We start from the raw sequence: 15,442 nt of genomic DNA, 5'->3' as shown, positions 1-15,442 counted from the left end.
GGTGAACTATGGCTTGTTTTGATCTGGGGAATTTGACTGCCAGGTTATGTTGACGCAATTTTCACGACGCGCGTTTTTGACGAGTATGTTTGGGTTTGCCGCGACCGCCGGTGTGGCGGAGGCGCCCAAGTCGTCTTTGCGCCCGAAACTGCGCCCCATTTCTGTGAAAATCCAAGGCGATGTGCCGATCCCTGCAGCGATCGAGCAAGCCAAGCTGGGTGGGAAAACCGGCGTGGCTGTGGTGGATTTGGCCTCTGGCAAACTGCTCGAAAGCCATGGGGGCAAAGAGAAACTGCCACCCGCGAGTGTCGCGAAATCGATCACGGCGCTATATGCGTTGGATACTTTGGGTGCGGATTTCCGCTTCCAGACGCGGGTTGTCGCGAATGGGTCGATTGAGAACGGGACGTTGGATGGCGACCTGATCCTTGTCGGCGGCGGCGACCCGACGCTGGATACCGATGATCTGAACGCCTTGGCCAAAGCAACGGCGGCGCGGGGGATCAAGAAGGTCACCGGGCGGCTGCTGGTCTATGGCGGCGCATTGCCGTCGGTTGAGAGCATTGATGGCGGGCAGCCGGTGCATGTGGGCTATTCTCCTGCTATCTCGGGTATCTGCCTGAATTTCAATCGCGTGTTCTTTGAGTGGCGCAATGGATCTGAGGGGCTCTCGGTCACATTGGATGCGCGCAGCGAGCGGGTGCGGCCTCCGGTCAAGTCGGTGAAGGTGGTGTTGGATCCGCGGGCGGCGCCGATTTATGAATATCGCAAACGTGGTGGCATTGAGGAATGGTCTGTGTCGCGCCCTGCGCTGGGGGGCAATGGGGGGCGGTGGTTGCCAGTCCGCCAGCCTGAGGTCTATGCGGGTGAAGTCTTTCGATGGTTGGCCGCTCAGCATGGGCTTTATTTGCCAACGGCCAAGAAGACCTCTTCGCGTCCCAAGGGCACGGTGCTTGCGCAACATCAGAGTGCGCCCTTGTCGGTGATGCTGCAACGCATGCTGAAGTTTTCGACGAACCTGACGGCGGAAACCATTGGCCTGACGGCGACGTCAAAACGCGGGGTCTTTGCCGCGAACCTGCGCGCCTCGGGGCGCGAGATGGAGAAATGGGCGCGTAAGTCTCTGGGCATCAAGAGTTCGAAATTTGTGGATCACTCTGGACTTGGGGATGCGTCGCGGATGTTGGCGGGGGAAACCGCTTTGGGGTTGGCGCGGGCGGCGAGTTCAGATCGGCTGCGGCCGTTGCTGAAAGAGATCATTCTGAAAGACGCTAAAGGCAAGCCTGATAAAGCCCATCCGATTAAGGTGCATGCCAAAACGGGCACGCTGAATTTCGTGAGCGGTCTGGCGGGATATATGCAGGCGTCAGATGGCCGCGTTATGGCATTTGCGGTGTTTTCCGCCAACGAGGGCGTGCGTCGCAAGCTGTCGCGGGCGCAGCGTGAGCGGCCCGAGGGGGCGCGGGGCTGGAACCGCCGTGCGCGGCAGCTTCAGCAGGTGATGATCGAGCGATGGGGGCGGATCTATTCCGGTTAAGGGATTGTTCGGCTTTTTCAGCAAAAGTCTTAAGCGAAATTGATCCTTTGCAAGGCGCGCGGGCTTTGGTACACCCCGCCCGTTCGGGATGGTCCCGGATACCGGTCGCAGCCTACCCGGTTTTCTAAAACAAGGATCAGTCATGAAGACACTTGTTATCTGCTCTGGCGGATTGGATTCAGTCACGCTCGCCTACAAGGTCGCGAAGGAACGCGAGCTGGTGGGGCTCTTGTCGTTTGATTATGGCCAGCGTCACAAGAAAGAAACTGACTATGCCGCCCGCGCGGGCGAAGCGCTTGGCGTGCCGCATGATCTGATTGATATGCGCGCCATCGGAGGCTTTTTGTCGGGCTCGGCGCTCACTGATGATGTGGATGTGCCCGACGGGCATTACGCCGAAGAGAATATGAAAGTCACCGTGGTTCCTAACCGCAATGCGATCATGTTGGCGGTGGCGTTTGGGGTTGCGGCGGCGAAGGGTGCTGACGCTGTGGCGACGGCTGTGCATGGCGGGGATCACTTTATTTACCCTGACTGCCGTCCGGGCTTCATCGACGCGTTCCAAACCATGCAGAATGCGGCGCTTGAGGGCTATGCGGATGTGACGCTTTACACGCCGTTTGTGAATATTTCGAAGGCGGATATCGTCACTGAGGGGGTTCAGGCCGGTGCGCCGTTTGCAGATACGTGGTCCTGCTACAAAGGCGGCGAGACCCATTGCGGGCGCTGCGGCACCTGTGTCGAGCGTCGCGAGGCCTTTCATCTGGCAGGGGTTGAGGATCCGACAGTCTACGCCGACCCGGACTATTGGAAATCTGTTGTGGAGGCCCACTGATGTATCGCATTGGCAAAGAGTTCCATTTCTCGGCCTCGCATAACCTGCGGGACCTGCCCGAGGGGCATCCCTGTACACGCGTTCACGGGCACAACTATATTGTGACGCTGGAGCTGGCGTCTGAAGAATTGGACGCGACTGGCTTTATTGTGGATTTCAAAGAGCTGAACGCGTTGCGGGATTGGATCGATGAAAACCTTGATCACCGGCATCTGAATGACGTGTTTGATCATCCGAATGTCACGACAGAATGGCTCTGTAAGGTGATCTATGACTGGTGCAAAGAGCGTTGGCACCAGACCAGTGCCGTAAAGATCCAGGAAACGCCAAAGCTCTGGGCCGAGTACCGCCCGTAATGCTGCGGATCTCTGAGATCTTTGGCCCCACCATCCAAGGTGAAGGCGCGGTGATCGGCCAGCCGACGGTTTTTGTGCGGGCCGGTGGCTGTGATTATCGCTGTGAGTGGTGCGATACGCTGCATGCGGTAGACACAGAATTCCGCCACACTTGGGCGAAGATGACCTCTGCTGATGTCATGGCCGAGATCGAGCGCCTGTCGGGAGGTGTGCCTCTGACGGTGAGCCTTTCAGGCGGCAATCCGGCGATCCAGCAATTCGGAGAGCTGATTGAGATGGGCAAGGCCAAAGGCTATCGCTTTGCCTGTGAAACGCAGGGATCGGTGGCGAAGGATTGGTTTGCTAAATTGGATCCGCTGATCCTGTCACCTAAACCGCCGTCGTCCAAACAAATGGTCGATTGGGATCAGTTTGACGCTTGCATCGACGCTGCGGGCGATGCGCCGCGTGTGCTAAAAATGGTGATCTTTGATGATCGCGATTATGATTGGGCGCGGGATGTGGCACGGCGCTATCCCGATATGCCGCTCTATATTCAGCCCGGCAACCACACGCCACCGCCGCCTGATGATGACGACGCAGAGGTCGATATCGACGGCATCATTACCCGCTATGAGTGGCTGATCGACAAGACCCTCGCCGACCATTGGTACACACCTACAATCCTGCCGCAGCTGCATGTCCTGATCTGGGGCAACAAGCGCGGCGTATGACGGAGACGCAGATGTCTGATAAATCCATCTATGAAAACCTGACGCAACTTGGCAGCAAAACCGAACTGCCCCAAACCCCCGAAGAGGCGGTGATGGAGCGGGTGCCGAACCCTCAGAAGGGCACGGACTACGCGGTGCGCTTTACAGCGCCTGAGTTCACGTCGCTCTGCCCCCTGACAGCCGCGCCGGATTTTGCACATATCGTGATTGATTATGTGCCGGGGGATTGGCTGGTGGAGAGCAAGTCTCTGAAGCTCTTCCTCGGGTCGTTCCGTAACCATGGGGCCTTCCACGAGGATTGCTCTGTCACCATCGGCAAACGCATCGAAGAGCTTTTGGAGCCGAAATGGCTGCGTGTTGGAGCCTATTGGTACCCACGTGGTGGCATTCCGATTGATGTCTTCTATCAAACCGGCCCCGAGCTGCCCGGAGTCTGGATCCCAGACCAAGGCGTGCCGACTTATCGCGGACGCGGCTAGGTCTTTCTCTTGCCTAAAGTATCCCGGGGTTTAAGGGGCAGAGCCCCTTAGCTCACATGCGCGAGCGTCATGTGGCGTGCGCGGGAACCACGTTCGATAGCAGCAGCATGCAAGCGGTCGATTTGCAGCTCATAGCGCATTTCTTCCAGAAGACGCAGCTCGCCCTCGTAGATGTGACCATCTGAGGCCGCCACGTCGCAGGCCAGCGCATAGGCCGTTTCGTTCAGACCTTCGGGCAGGTTGTCACGGATCAGGCCAAAGAGCGCGGCGATGCCGTCCTCTTGTTCGAAGAGGTCATAGACCGTCTGGCTGACCGTGGTGATCCGGTCGATGTCGTAATCGGCAAAGATCGGCAGGTTGTTCACCGCGTTTTGGATGTTGATGAGTTCAGCGGTGCGGATCGTGGCATCCGAGGCCGAGACCGCCACCATCATGGCGACAAGGCTGTCTTGTGGGGTCAACGGGTGTGGGGTCGCTTCGGTCATGGTCTGGCCTTTGGATGTCTTTGTTACATTTGAGAATAGGGAGCGGGTTAGCCAAGAGCAAGATGCGAAAGCCTTCGATTGCGACGGTCGGATTTTGAGTATTTTTGGCAAGATGAATGCGAGCGGGCCGTGTTTTCGTTGACCTTCGCGGCGCTAAGACCTAGGAAGCCGCGTCGCCCTTTTCTGAGTCTTGGGCGCTTATGATTTTCGGAGAAACACATGTCTGATCTGCGCGATGCTGCGATGAGTTCAAAAGCCTGGCCCTTTGAAGAAGCGCGCCGCTTGCTCAAACGCTATCAAAAGGGCGCGCCGGAGAAGGGCTATGTGTTGTTTCAGACGGGTTATGGTCCCTCGGGTCTGCCGCATATTGGCACTTTTGGCGAGGTGGCGCGTACGACGATGGTGCGTCGTGCTTTTGAGCGGATCAGCGATATTCCCACCAAACTGATCTGTTTTTCCGATGATATGGATGGGTTCCGCAAGGTGCCGTCTAATTTGCCAAATCAAGAGGGCTTGGCTGAGGATCTGCATCTGCCATTGACCCAAGTGCGCGATCCTTTCGGCACGCATGAGGGGTTTGCGCAGCACAACAACGCGCGGCTTTGCGCATTTCTGGACAGCTTTGGCTTTGAGTATGAGTTCGCAAGCGCGACGGATTACTACAAGAGCGGTAAGTTTGACGACATGTTGCTGACCGCGCTGGCGCGGTTTGACAAGATCCAAGAGATCATGCTGCCCACCTTGGGTGCGGAACGTCAGGCGACCTATTCTTGTTTCCTGCCTGTGAGCCCGAAAACCGGTCACGTGCTGCAGGTGCCGACGCTGGAGCGCAACGTGGAGAAGGGCACCATTGTCTATCAGGAACCTGATGGCGAGAAGGTCGAGATCCCTGTGACTGGCGGCAACGTCAAGATGCAGTGGAAGCCCGATTGGGCGATGCGCTGGGCGGCTTTAGAAGTCGATTATGAGATGTCGGGCAAGGATCTGATCGACTCGGTCACGCAGTCGTCAAAGATTTGTCGTGCGCTGGGTGTGCGTCCGCCGGAATCCCTAAGCTATGAGCTGTTCAACGACGAGCAGGGCCAAAAGATTTCCAAGTCCAAGGGCAATGGTCTGTCGATGGAAGAATGGCTGACCTATGCGGCGCCGGAGTCTCTGCAGTATTTCATGTATCAAAAGCCAAAGACCGCGAAGCGGCTTTATTTTGATGTGATCCCGAAGGCAGTGGATGAGTATCATCAGCAGCTGCGGGCCTATCCGGGGCAGGATCTGAAGGGGCAGCTCAATAACCCTGTGTATCACATCCATGGTGCGGATGTGCCTCAATCCGATATGATTGTGCCTTTCGCGATGCTTTTGAACATCGCGTCGGTGTCTTCGGCTGAGGACAAGGATACGCTTTGGGGCTTTATCAATAAATATGCGCCGGATGCGACGCCTGAAACCCATCCGAACATGGATGATGCGGCGGGCTTTGCGGTGCGGTATTTCAATGACTTTGTGAAGCCGACCAAGACCTATCGCGCGCCGACCGATAAAGAGCGGGCAGCGCTTGAGGCCTTGGCCGATGCGCTCCGGTCTGAAGAGGCGGCGCTGGCGGCCATTGCGGCCAAGAACGAGAAGATGGGACGGGATGACCCTCTGCCAGAGGTCGATTTTGGCGATGATGAGTTCCTGCAGTCCGTGGTTTTTGCCATTGGTAAGCTGCATGATTTCGAGCCGCTTCGGGATTGGTTCACTGCGATCTATGAGGTTCTGCTGGGCGCGAGCCAGGGGCCGCGTTTTGGAGGTTTCATCGCGCTTTATGGCGTCGGAGAGACCATCGCTCTGATCGACAGCGCCTTGAAGGGCGAGCTGGTTTAGAGGGGCTTTTGGCCCCTCTTTTTCCTTAGCAGCAACGGGCGCTTGCGCCGCAACAGCTGGCCGTTGTTCCACTGAAGGCAGCGGCTTTACATTGCGCGCCATCTTCGGTCAGCCGCATTTCGACGTGGCCTTCTGCCCAGATCGGTTGGGTTGGGATATAGCGACGTAACCCGTTGTTGCCGGGCGCATATTCAAAGGACAATTCACCCTCGGCCAGGTCTGGAATGGCTTTGAGGCTATGTTCCAGGATCTTGGCGCTTTTGCCTGCCGAGAGATGCGACCGGCCTGCGCCGTCGAGCAGCTGGATCTGCACTTCGGTCCAGTCCGAGGTGCGCCCACCGCAGTCTATGCTCTTGATATCAAGAGATTTCAGCTCGGTGATGTGATAGCCCGCGCCGATGGGACCCTCAGAGGTGGTAAAGACCAAAGGGGCCTCGGCGGGTTGCTCATGTAGGGCGTTTAGGAAGTCATTTAGGGTCATGGCTCTCTTCCATTTCAATGATTCTTGAAATATAGGATGAAAGCGATCTATATTTCAAGAGGTGTTGAAATATGAATGAGGAACAGGTGATCGAGGCCTTTGGGGCTTTGTCCAATCAGACCCGTTTGCAGGTGTTGCGCAAGCTGGTGGAGGCGGGGCCAGCGGGTATGTTGGCGGGCGATGTGGCGGAGGCTTTGGGCGCGAGCCCGTCGCGGATGTCGTTTCATTTGTCGACCTTGCAGGCGGCTGGCATCGTCACGTCGGAACGCCAGAGCCGGCAGATGATTTATCGCGTGAACTTTCAGGCCATCGGCGAGGTGATGCGGTTTTTGCTGCAGGATTGCTGTAAGGGGAATGCGACGGTGCAGAGCTGTTGTGGGCCTTAGGCTGGTCGTGATCTGATAACGCGCTAAGTTTGAGGCAGGAGGATACGTCATGCGGATAGTCTATGCTTTGCTACTGAGCCTTTGGGCCAGTGTTTCTGTAGCGCAGGAGCGCGACATTCAGGCGGTGATCACGCAACAGATCGAAGCCTTTCAGGTGGATGATTTTGCGCAGGCTTTCACCTATGCCAGCCCGAATATTCAGGGCTTTTTCGGCACGTCCGAACGTTTTGGTCAGATGGTCATGAGCGGCTATCCGATGGTGCATCGGCCAGATGCGGTGCGCTATCTGGAGTTGCGGGAGATTGCCGGGAACCTGTGGCAGCGTGTGATGATCACGGATCCCGCGGGCGTCATCCACATACTTGATTATCAAATGAAAATGATTGACGGCATGTGGCGCATCAACGGCGTTCAGATCCTGCCAGCGCCGGGCGATACGGCCTAGGGTGCAACATCTGCGCGCGCTGGTTTGAGCGCGCTTTAACCTTGAGCGACGAGCTTTCCAGCCAACGGGCCGCGGCCCATTGGCTTTGGGAAAGGGACGTCGATGAACAAGGCAATCACCGAGGGTTTGCAATTGATGCCACCGCCATTTGCGGAGGGGCTTGGGGTGTGGTCGAGCGGCGATGGAACGCCGGGATCGGACACCTATGAGGGCGCGGCCAATGCGGCTTTTGTGCCTGCGGATGCGGATTTCGCGGGCTGCCTTGAGATGCAAAAGACCTCGGGTACCCAGCAGTTGCGGTACATGGGTCAGACGCCGTTGCAGGCGGGCTGTTATCTGCAGATCAAGGCGCGGGTGAAGGCGATTTCGGGGAACCTGCCGACGGTGCGGATGGCCGCCTGGGCGGGGGCTTCGGGCGGAGCGCGTGTGACGGGGCTGACGGAGTTTGGGTCCTCGGTGACGTTGTCGAGCTATGGCGAGGTTGTCGAGGTTACGGCCATCATTGGCGCGGGGCAGCGTGGTGGTGTGGATATGGTTTGGGGCACGGCGCCGACCTATGCGCATGTGGGGCTGGATCTGACGGGGCCGAGTGGGGGCGTTATCAGGATTGATGACCTTGAGGTCGTCGACATCACCTCGGCCTTTCTGCGGGACATGATGTCGATGGTGGATGTGCGTGATTTCGGCGCGATGGGCGATGGGATCACGGATGACACGGCGGCTTTTCAGGCGGCCAATGCGGCCGCCGATGGGCGCACTGTGTTGGTGCCTGCGGGGATCTATTTGCTGAGCGGCGGCATGACCTTCACCGAGAAGGTGCAGTTTGAGGGCAATGTAACCATGCCGCAGGCGGCGATCTTTTCGCTGACCAAGAATTTCGACTTGCCGAATTACATCGAAGCTTTTGGCAATGAGCAGCTGGCGTTTGAGAAGGCGTTTCAGGCGTTGTTTAACAACTCAGACCACGAGTCACTGGATCTGGGTGGCCGCCGGATCACGATTTCCGAGCCGATGGATCTGCAGGCGATTGTGCCCAATATCACGAGCTTTGCGCAGCGGCGGCATATTCTGAACGGGCAGTTTCAGGTCACGGGCGATACGGCCTGGGAGAGCGATGTTGTGACCTCGTCAGCGACCTATTCGGCGAGCAATTCGAGGACCCTGACAGCGGTCGGGAATATCGCCAATATCGAGCCGGGTGCGCGGGTGACGGGGAATGGGGTGGGTCGCGAGATCTATGTTCAAAGCGTCAATCTGGCGACGCAGGAGATCACTCTGTCAAAGCCGCTTTTCGATGCGGAAGGCACGCAGGTCTTTACCTTCACGCGGCACAAATATGTGCTGGATTTCTCGGGCTTTACCAAGCTGACACGCTTTGTGATGTCGAACATCGAGATCATCTGTTCCGCCGTTGCGAGCGGGGTTTTGTTGCCGCCATCGGGCCTCATCTTTCATATGAAGGATTGCTGGATCAATCGGCCTCGGGACAAGGGGATCACCAGCCACGGCACGGGCTGTCAGGGTATGTTGATTGATCGTTGCAATTTCCTCAGTGATGAGGGGCAGAGCTTGGCGCAGGATCGGATTGGGATCGTTGTGAATGCCAACGCCAATGACGTGAAGCTGCGCAACAATCGGGCGACGCAGTTTCGGCATTTTGCGGTTCTGGGTGGGTCGAATTCCACAATTATCGGCAATCACTTTTTCCAGGGGGATACCGCGACGGCAGGGCTGCGGACCGCGGGGATCCTGATCACCACGAGCTATTGTTCGACCACGATCACGGGGAACTACGTGGACAATTGCTCGATTGAGTGGAGCAATGAGCATTCGGCCACGCCTGATTTCACCACTGGCTTTTCTTTTGCGGCGATGAACATCACGGACAATGTGTTCCTCTGCAGCAATGTGGCTCCGTGGTTTGGGTTTATCTCGATCAAGCCTTTCGGCACGGGGCATTTCATTGGCGGGTTGTCTGTGACGGGCAATAAATTCCGCGCGTTAGAAAGCAATATTGATCAGGTGGATGTGGTCGACACAACCTTTGCGCCGCTGGATATGACGCGGGGCAAGGATGTAATTTTTGAGGGCAATACATTCCACCGGATCAATGTGCCGAGCTACAACCCTCTGGTGCTGGAGCATGCTCAGAACACCGCGGCGAGCACCTGGGTTGTGGAGACAGGTGGGCAATTGCCATTCGGGGGCCGTGCGCGCGTCTGTTCTTCTGTGGTTGCGACTTCGCGCTTGCGCACGGGCGCGAATGTGACGCGTTGGGCGACGCCCTATGTGGATCTAGAGCAGGGCAGCAGCGGCGATCAGCTGCATTTGAATTGGGAAGAGCCGCTATATGGGGATGTGACGGTGAACGTCTCGATGACCTGAGGCGCTATCGCCAGAAGGCGACCCATTCAATCAGTTGGGTGAACTCGCGGGCGAGAAACAAAGTCGTTGCGCCACCAAGCCAGATTTGATCGGCGATCAGCAAAAGAGTGATGATCACGCCCAGCACCAGTGCAATCGTATTGGTCATGAAACGAAAACGCCCTCGGGTTTGCCTGCATCTTGTCTATGCAATAGCGAACCCGAGGGCGCAAGTTTTCTAAACGGGGTGGGCTTAGCCCAGCTGACCCATTTTCGCGGCGACATCTGCCATACGTGCAGAGAAGCCCCATTCGTTGTCATACCACGCCAGAACCCGCACGGTGCGGCCGCCGATGACTTTGGTCTGATCCGGCGCGTAGATCGAGCTTTCGGTGGTGTGGTTGAAGTCGATGGAGACCTTTGGCTCTGGATCGTATGCCAGAACGCCTTTCATCGCGCCTTCAGCGGCTTCGCGGACCACTTCGTTAACGTCATCGACGGTGACGTCTTTGGAGGCGACGAAGGTCAGGTCGACGGCGGAAACATTTGGGGTTGGAACACGCATGGCTGTGCCGTCCAGTTTGCCCTTCAGATCCGGCAGCACTTCGCCCAGAGCTTTGGCCGCGCCGGTGGAAGTTGGGATCATCGCCATTGCGGCGGAACGCGCGCGGTATAGGTCAGAGTGGCGACGGTCGAGCGTTGGCTGGTCGCCGGTGTAGCTGTGGATCGTGGTCATCAGGCCGTTTTCGATGCCGATGCCTTGGTGCAGCGCCTTCGCGAGAGGGGCGAGGCAGTTGGTGGTGCAAGAGCCGTTAGAGATGACGTTGTCGTTGGCTTCAAGCAGCTCGTCGTTCACGCCGAAGACGATGGTCTTCTGAACGTTCTTGGCGGGTGCCGAGATCAGGACTTTCTTGGCGCCGCGCTCGCGGTGTTTGACCGCTTTGTTGCCGTCGTTGAATTTGCCGGTGCATTCCAGAACAACGTCAACGCCGGTCCAGTCCAGCTCGTCCATGTCGTAGGTCGAGAACATGCGGATCGGGCCTTGGCCCACATCCATGGTGCCGTTCTGGACAACAACGTCATTGGCGAAACGTCCGTGGACTGAGTCATAGCGGATCAAATGCGCTGCGGTTTCGATGGGGCCGGTTGCGTTGATCTTGACCACTTGCACGTCGTCGCGCGCAGCTTCTGCGATGTGCATCAATGTGCAGCGCCCGATACGGCCAAATCCGTTGATACCTACGGTGACGGTCATGCCTAGTCCTCTCGAAATTTTAGCAGCTTGGGGCCGGATATAAGCCCAGCATGCCATAGGGGAAAGTTAAATAGCGTTGAAATTCTGGATGTTAGCGATAAATATCGGTCGCCCCTGCGTGGTGGCGCTAACGTTAACCCTAACGGTTCCGCTAACCTGCGCAGACTTAGGTGCCTGCACCGCAAAGGGGTGAAACGATTCCATTTTTCTCGGCCTACTGTTTGACGTGAGGCGTGGATATCAAACAGAGGGCATGACGTGAGTGGAGCGGGCGGATAGAAGGTTGCCCTTTGGGAGTAGTGGGCTGTCCGAAGGGTCGCGGTTCTTGGGACTAGGCGCCCTTAAGAAAAGATAAGTAAGCCGCGTGGGTGTCGTCCCACAGTGTCTGGGTCGTCTGGATCCAAAGCTGCAGGTCCTGCGGGTCTCCGAGTTCCATGGCTTCGGCGCGGATCAGGTGTTTGCGCAGTTTCGCCATGCCCATGACGCCGGTGGATCCGGTGAGCCTGTGGATTTCTTCGAGATCAAGGTCTTCGGCAGAGGAGCAGCTCGACAAACGGCTTAGAAGTGCCTGCATGTCCCGTTCGAGTTCTTTCAGGTTTGCCTCGGCCTGAATATGGCCCAATCCTCGCATCACGCTTTCGGCAACTTCTTCGTCCAATAGGGCTGAGCTGGTCGAGGACACGATGTGGCTCGAGGTCTTTAGGAACATATCCCCCATGACTTTCAAAATCATCGTCTCAAGCGCGCTTTCAGAGGTTGGTTTTGTGAGTATATGATGGATGCCCGCGGCTTTAACGCGCCCCAGATCTTCGTCTCGGGAATAGGCGGTAAGGGCGACAATCGGGGTCGCGCTGGACAGACCATTGTCGGCCCGAATTCTTTGCGCGGTTTCGATGCCGTCCATTCCAGGCATGCTGATGTCCATCAGGATCAGGTCATAGGCAGTCTGCTCGGCCATCCTTGCCCCGGCGGTGCCGTCTTCGGCAAGGTCGACAAAATGACCGGCTTCAATGAGCATCTGCCGGGTGATCATACGGTTGATCGCGTTGTCTTCGACCAAGAGGATGGACAGGGATGTGTCGTTTGGCTCTTGGTCGGCGGTGGCTTCGACCTTAGTGGTTTCCGTCGGCAGGGGCAGCCGCACCCAGAATAGGCTGCCTTCGCCCAACACGCTTTCCGCGCCAACATCGCCGCCCATGGCCTCGACAATACGTTTCACAATGCCAAGGCCCAAGCCGCTGCCTTCGCGGCGGCGGGCATAGGTGCTGTCGGCGGTGAAGAAGTCCTCAAAGATGTTCTCAAGCTGGCGGGATTCGATCCCAGCGCCCGTGTCCATGATGCGAAATTCAACGATTGGGCCGTCGCCGATCAATTCGACTTCCACGATCACCGAGCCTTCGTCGGTGAATTTGATCGCATTGCCGATGAGGTTCAGCAAAATCTGACGGATCTTCTGGGCGTCGCCCATAACCGAGGGCGGGAGATCCTCGGCTATATCTGCCAATAGTGTGAGGTCACTTTGCGTGGCGCGCGCCTGCTGGCTTTCCATGACGTCGCGGATCAATTGTCGCAGGTCGAACTGAGCCACGCGCAGGTCGTCTTGGCCAGCATCCATCCGCGAGACGTCGAGAACGTTGTTCACATGGTGCAACAGCAGTTTGGCAGAGGTTTCAATCGCAGCCACAAGGCGCAAGTGCTTATCACTGCGCATGGATTTTTTCAAAAGCTCTGATGCGCCGAGAATGCCGTTTAGCGGCGTGCGGGTTTCATGGCTCATGACAGCAAGCAGATCGGACTTGGCCTTCTCGCTGGCTTTGGCTTCGTCATGAGCCTCGCGCAAAGCCCGTTGTGAATTTACGCGACGCGAAATGTCTCGGACGTGAGCCACATAGAGCGCGGTCTCCGTGTCGGTCTTAACCTGCGTGAGGGACACAGCCACGGGGAAACGGGTGCCATCCGCGCGCGTGGCCTGTGTTTCGACACGCTCCTTGTGCAGAAAGCCTGAATCGCGGGGGTCAGAGAAGTCTTTTGCAGGCGAGGTGGCTTGCAAAAGGTCGTGCAGATCAAGGCCCTCTTCGGCAGCTTCGGCAATGCCAAACATGGCATGGCCCGGTTCATTCATTTCCTGAACCTTGCCATTGTGAGAGCAAACGATGACCGCATCGGTGTTGCTTTTAAGGATCGCTTCGATGCGGGCTTTGGTGCGAGACACTTCCTGCAGAGCACGGCGACGCCCAGAGTCCTGCCGGTAAAATCCTGCGGCCATCAATAACAGCAGCAGGAAGAGTAACCCGGTTTGTGCGGAGTTCCAGAAGATCAGCCGGCGGGCGTCCATCTCGCGCGCGTCTGCCTGTGCCCAGTTTATCTGAAATCCCATCAGAGCAACTTTGCGAACGTCAGGCCCGACCGCTTGAGTGCGCCTCGCCAAAGCAGGCAGGTCTTTGCGCAGCCCGTCATCGCCATTCGCAAAATACCTAACTGTGTCGCCGAGATAGGCTTCTATATTTTCAAGGGGTGTCAAAAACCGGGGGTCGTCTCGGTGGCTGGCAAAGGATTTGCTTTCGACGAGCACGGTGACCCGGCTAGAAAAAATGTCATAGAGAAGGCGGATTTGCGTGGTGTCGAGCGGGGCGCCAAAATCTGACCGGAGGCTCGCGTTGAGGCGATGATATTCCGCTTCGAGCTGACCAAGCGCCCAAGGTGCCTGATCCGGACGCGGCCCAGTCAGGGTCGAAATCCGGTTGGTCATATTGTAGGCAAAAAGGCCGACCTGGAACAGGCACACAATCGCAGCCGCAGCCAACAAGAGTGCTTTTGCGAAGCGACTTTTGAACATGTCCCAGCTTTCCGGCCTATTTACGCCGCTGGTAGGTTATCCGCCGCTGTTGGAAACAGCAATTCGATTCAATTGCCAGATGCTGCGCGAATAAATTGTTTCGCTTTGGAAGTCTGACGAAGAGTCGAATGGATAGACGATCCAAAGCGGCCCCTTGTCGCGCAGCGGCATCGGGTTACCGTTACGCATGTAGGCGATCATGGCCCGACCTGGTGCTGCGTCTGCAATTGGGATTTCAATTGTGTAGTCATTCACGGCACTCGCACTAAGCGTGTCTCCCTCAAAGCCGACAAGGTCCGCGATGACGCTTAGTTCGACTCCCTCGAAAGATTGGGCACCATCAGTCCAAATTGTTGATGTCACGAAAGAATGCGACGGTAGGGCTTGCAGCATCTCGAGATCAAACTGCGCGGTCTCAGCAACGTTTTTGCTCGAGATTTCTCCTGAAATTTCCAAGATAACTTCACCTTTGGGTTGCGAGATTTCCGCGACGGAAGCCGCTGCTGAACAAACGATCAGAAGGGCGATTGCGAAGAGATTTTTCAATTTTTTGGTGCTCCGGAATAAATGGGCTCTACGATATTGAAGTCTCGGGTGATAAACGATTTTTGTCCATATTTTATGTGGGAAATTAAACACAAAACTTGAACGAGGTAGAAACTTATACTTCTCAAGTTGCTGTGCAATCGTTTAATTCTGAGTGCGGGAGCGAGACCGTGTCAAAAAAATTGGTTCTCCGCTAGCGTTTAAGCGGTAATCCATGCTCGACACGGTCAGGGGAAAGAGAAAACGCGTATGCGAATACTAATTGCCGATGACCATGATTTGGTCCGGGATACGATTAGTGAGTACCTTATGAAAGAAGGTGCCACTGAAGTGAAAAGTGCCAGTTCATTGGATGAAGCCTTGACGATCTGCGAAGAAGATAAGGCCTTCGACCTCTTGGTGTTGGATTACAATATGCCGGGGATGGAGGGCCTTTCAGGCCTGTCCAAGGCCATCGAAAATAATCAGGGCACTCCGGTTGCGATCCTATCAGGAAATGCGCCGCACTCTGTGGCGCAAGAGGCGATCGATCGCGGGGCGATCGGGTTTCTGCCCAAGACCATGACCGCTCAAAGCCTGGTGCATGCCGTGCGCTTTATGATGGCGGGCGAGACGTTTTTTCCGGTGTCGCATTTTGCGGACCAGAAAAAGGACAATCCGGTTTCCAAGCAACTGAGCAAGCGTGAGGTCGAGGTTCTGAATGGGTTGTGCAAGGGGCAATCCAACAAAGAAATCGCGTCTGAACTCGGTTTGCAGGAAGTGACCATCAAGCTGCATGTGCGCACGTTGTGCCGCAAGCTGGATGCAAAAAACCGGACCCATGCAGCTATGATCGCCAAGGAAGCGGGCCTTTACTGATCC

16 protein-coding genes are annotated in these 15,442 nt (G+C 56.7%); 10 read left to right on the top strand and 6 right to left on the bottom strand.

Going from position 1 to position 15,442, the window contains the following annotated elements; genetic code table 11:
• Window positions 1-85 precede the first annotated feature (85 nt).
• The 5 genes from dacB to queF all read left to right on the top strand — a co-directional run bounded on the left by dacB (window position 86) and on the right by queF (window position 3,920).
• Window positions 86-1,537 (top strand): D-alanyl-D-alanine carboxypeptidase/D-alanyl-D-alanine endopeptidase, encoded by a 1,452-nt coding sequence (gene dacB, locus HZ995_RS03220; protein ID WP_245168793.1) that lies wholly within the window; start codon window positions 86-88, stop codon window positions 1,535-1,537.
• 142 nt (window positions 1,538-1,679) lie between these two features.
• Window positions 1,680-2,372, top strand: a complete 693-nt coding sequence (gene queC, locus HZ995_RS03215; protein WP_209357244.1) for a 7-cyano-7-deazaguanine synthase QueC — start codon at window positions 1,680-1,682, stop codon at window positions 2,370-2,372.
• Complete coding sequence (gene queD / locus HZ995_RS03210) at window positions 2,372-2,728, top strand: 6-carboxytetrahydropterin synthase QueD (RefSeq protein WP_209357243.1); 357 nt, start codon at window positions 2,372-2,374, stop codon at window positions 2,726-2,728. Before queC ends, queD begins: the two co-directional genes overlap by 1 nt.
• Window positions 2,728-3,441, top strand: a complete 714-nt coding sequence (queE, locus tag HZ995_RS03205) for a 7-carboxy-7-deazaguanine synthase QueE (RefSeq protein ID WP_209357242.1) — start codon at window positions 2,728-2,730, stop codon at window positions 3,439-3,441. Before queD ends, queE begins: the two co-directional genes overlap by 1 nt.
• A gap of 11 nt (window positions 3,442-3,452) precedes the next feature.
• The gene (gene queF / locus HZ995_RS03200; protein WP_209357241.1) at window positions 3,453-3,920 is read left to right on the top strand and encodes a preQ(1) synthase; all 468 of its coding nucleotides are present in this window, start codon (window positions 3,453-3,455) and stop codon (window positions 3,918-3,920) included.
• A gap of 47 nt (window positions 3,921-3,967) precedes the next feature.
• On the opposite strand, the gene HZ995_RS03195 is transcribed toward queF, so the two are convergent.
• Window positions 3,968-4,405, bottom strand: coding sequence for a tellurite resistance TerB family protein (locus HZ995_RS03195; protein WP_209357240.1), 438 nt, complete (start codon window positions 4,403-4,405; stop codon window positions 3,968-3,970).
• Window positions 4,406-4,624: 219 nt separating this feature from the next.
• Here HZ995_RS03195 and HZ995_RS03190 point away from each other — a divergent pair, with 219 nt between their 5' ends.
• A complete protein-coding gene (locus tag HZ995_RS03190) occupies window positions 4,625-6,268 on the top strand; it encodes a lysine--tRNA ligase (protein ID WP_209357239.1) in 1,644 nt (547 codons plus the stop codon).
• A 25-nt stretch (window positions 6,269-6,293) separates the two neighbouring features.
• Here HZ995_RS03190 and HZ995_RS03185 read toward each other — a convergent pair whose 3' ends face one another.
• Complete coding sequence (locus tag HZ995_RS03185) at window positions 6,294-6,749, bottom strand: DUF6428 family protein (RefSeq protein ID WP_209357238.1); 456 nt, start codon at window positions 6,747-6,749, stop codon at window positions 6,294-6,296.
• A gap of 71 nt (window positions 6,750-6,820) precedes the next feature.
• Here HZ995_RS03185 and HZ995_RS03180 point away from each other — a divergent pair, with 71 nt between their 5' ends.
• The 3 genes from HZ995_RS03180 (at window position 6,821) to HZ995_RS03170 (ending at window position 9,965) form a co-directional block, all read left to right on the top strand.
• Entirely contained in the window at window positions 6,821-7,135 is a 315-nt protein-coding gene (locus HZ995_RS03180) for an ArsR/SmtB family transcription factor (protein WP_209357237.1), read from the top strand.
• Window positions 7,136-7,184: 49 nt separating this feature from the next.
• On the top strand, window positions 7,185-7,580 hold the full coding sequence (locus tag HZ995_RS03175; RefSeq protein WP_209357236.1) for a DUF4864 domain-containing protein: 396 nt from the start codon (window positions 7,185-7,187) through the stop codon (window positions 7,578-7,580).
• 102 nt (window positions 7,581-7,682) lie between these two features.
• Window positions 7,683-9,965: a glycosyl hydrolase family 28-related protein gene (locus HZ995_RS03170; protein ID WP_209357235.1), complete on the top strand. Its 2,283-nt coding sequence runs from the start codon at window positions 7,683-7,685 to the stop codon at window positions 9,963-9,965.
• Between the two features lie 4 nt (window positions 9,966-9,969).
• On the opposite strand, the gene HZ995_RS03165 is transcribed toward HZ995_RS03170, so the two are convergent.
• From HZ995_RS03165 to HZ995_RS03150, 4 genes are all read right to left on the bottom strand, one after another.
• Window positions 9,970-10,113 carry a hypothetical protein gene (locus HZ995_RS03165; RefSeq protein WP_209357234.1) on the bottom strand — a complete coding sequence of 48 codons (144 nt, stop codon included), beginning with the start codon at window positions 10,111-10,113 and terminating at the stop codon, window positions 9,970-9,972.
• 84 nt (window positions 10,114-10,197) lie between these two features.
• Window positions 10,198-11,199 carry a type I glyceraldehyde-3-phosphate dehydrogenase gene (gene gap, locus HZ995_RS03160; RefSeq protein WP_209357233.1) on the bottom strand — a complete coding sequence of 334 codons (1,002 nt, stop codon included), beginning with the start codon at window positions 11,197-11,199 and terminating at the stop codon, window positions 10,198-10,200.
• Between the two features lie 331 nt (window positions 11,200-11,530).
• A complete protein-coding gene (locus HZ995_RS03155) occupies window positions 11,531-14,035 on the bottom strand; it encodes an ATP-binding protein (RefSeq protein WP_209357232.1) in 2,505 nt (834 codons plus the stop codon).
• A gap of 36 nt (window positions 14,036-14,071) precedes the next feature.
• On the bottom strand, window positions 14,072-14,581 hold the full coding sequence (locus tag HZ995_RS03150; RefSeq protein ID WP_209357231.1) for a molybdopterin-dependent oxidoreductase: 510 nt from the start codon (window positions 14,579-14,581) through the stop codon (window positions 14,072-14,074).
• Window positions 14,582-14,830: 249 nt separating this feature from the next.
• On the opposite strand from HZ995_RS03150, the gene HZ995_RS03145 reads away from it, so the two are divergent.
• Window positions 14,831-15,439, top strand: coding sequence for a response regulator transcription factor (locus HZ995_RS03145; RefSeq protein ID WP_209357230.1), 609 nt, complete (start codon window positions 14,831-14,833; stop codon window positions 15,437-15,439).
• Window positions 15,440-15,442 lie beyond the last annotated feature (3 nt).

This window comes from Cognatishimia activa (assembly GCF_017798205.1).
Classification (GTDB): domain Bacteria; phylum Pseudomonadota; class Alphaproteobacteria; order Rhodobacterales; family Rhodobacteraceae; genus Cognatishimia; species Cognatishimia activa_A.
This window is presented reverse-complemented; position numbering and strand designations above follow the sequence as displayed.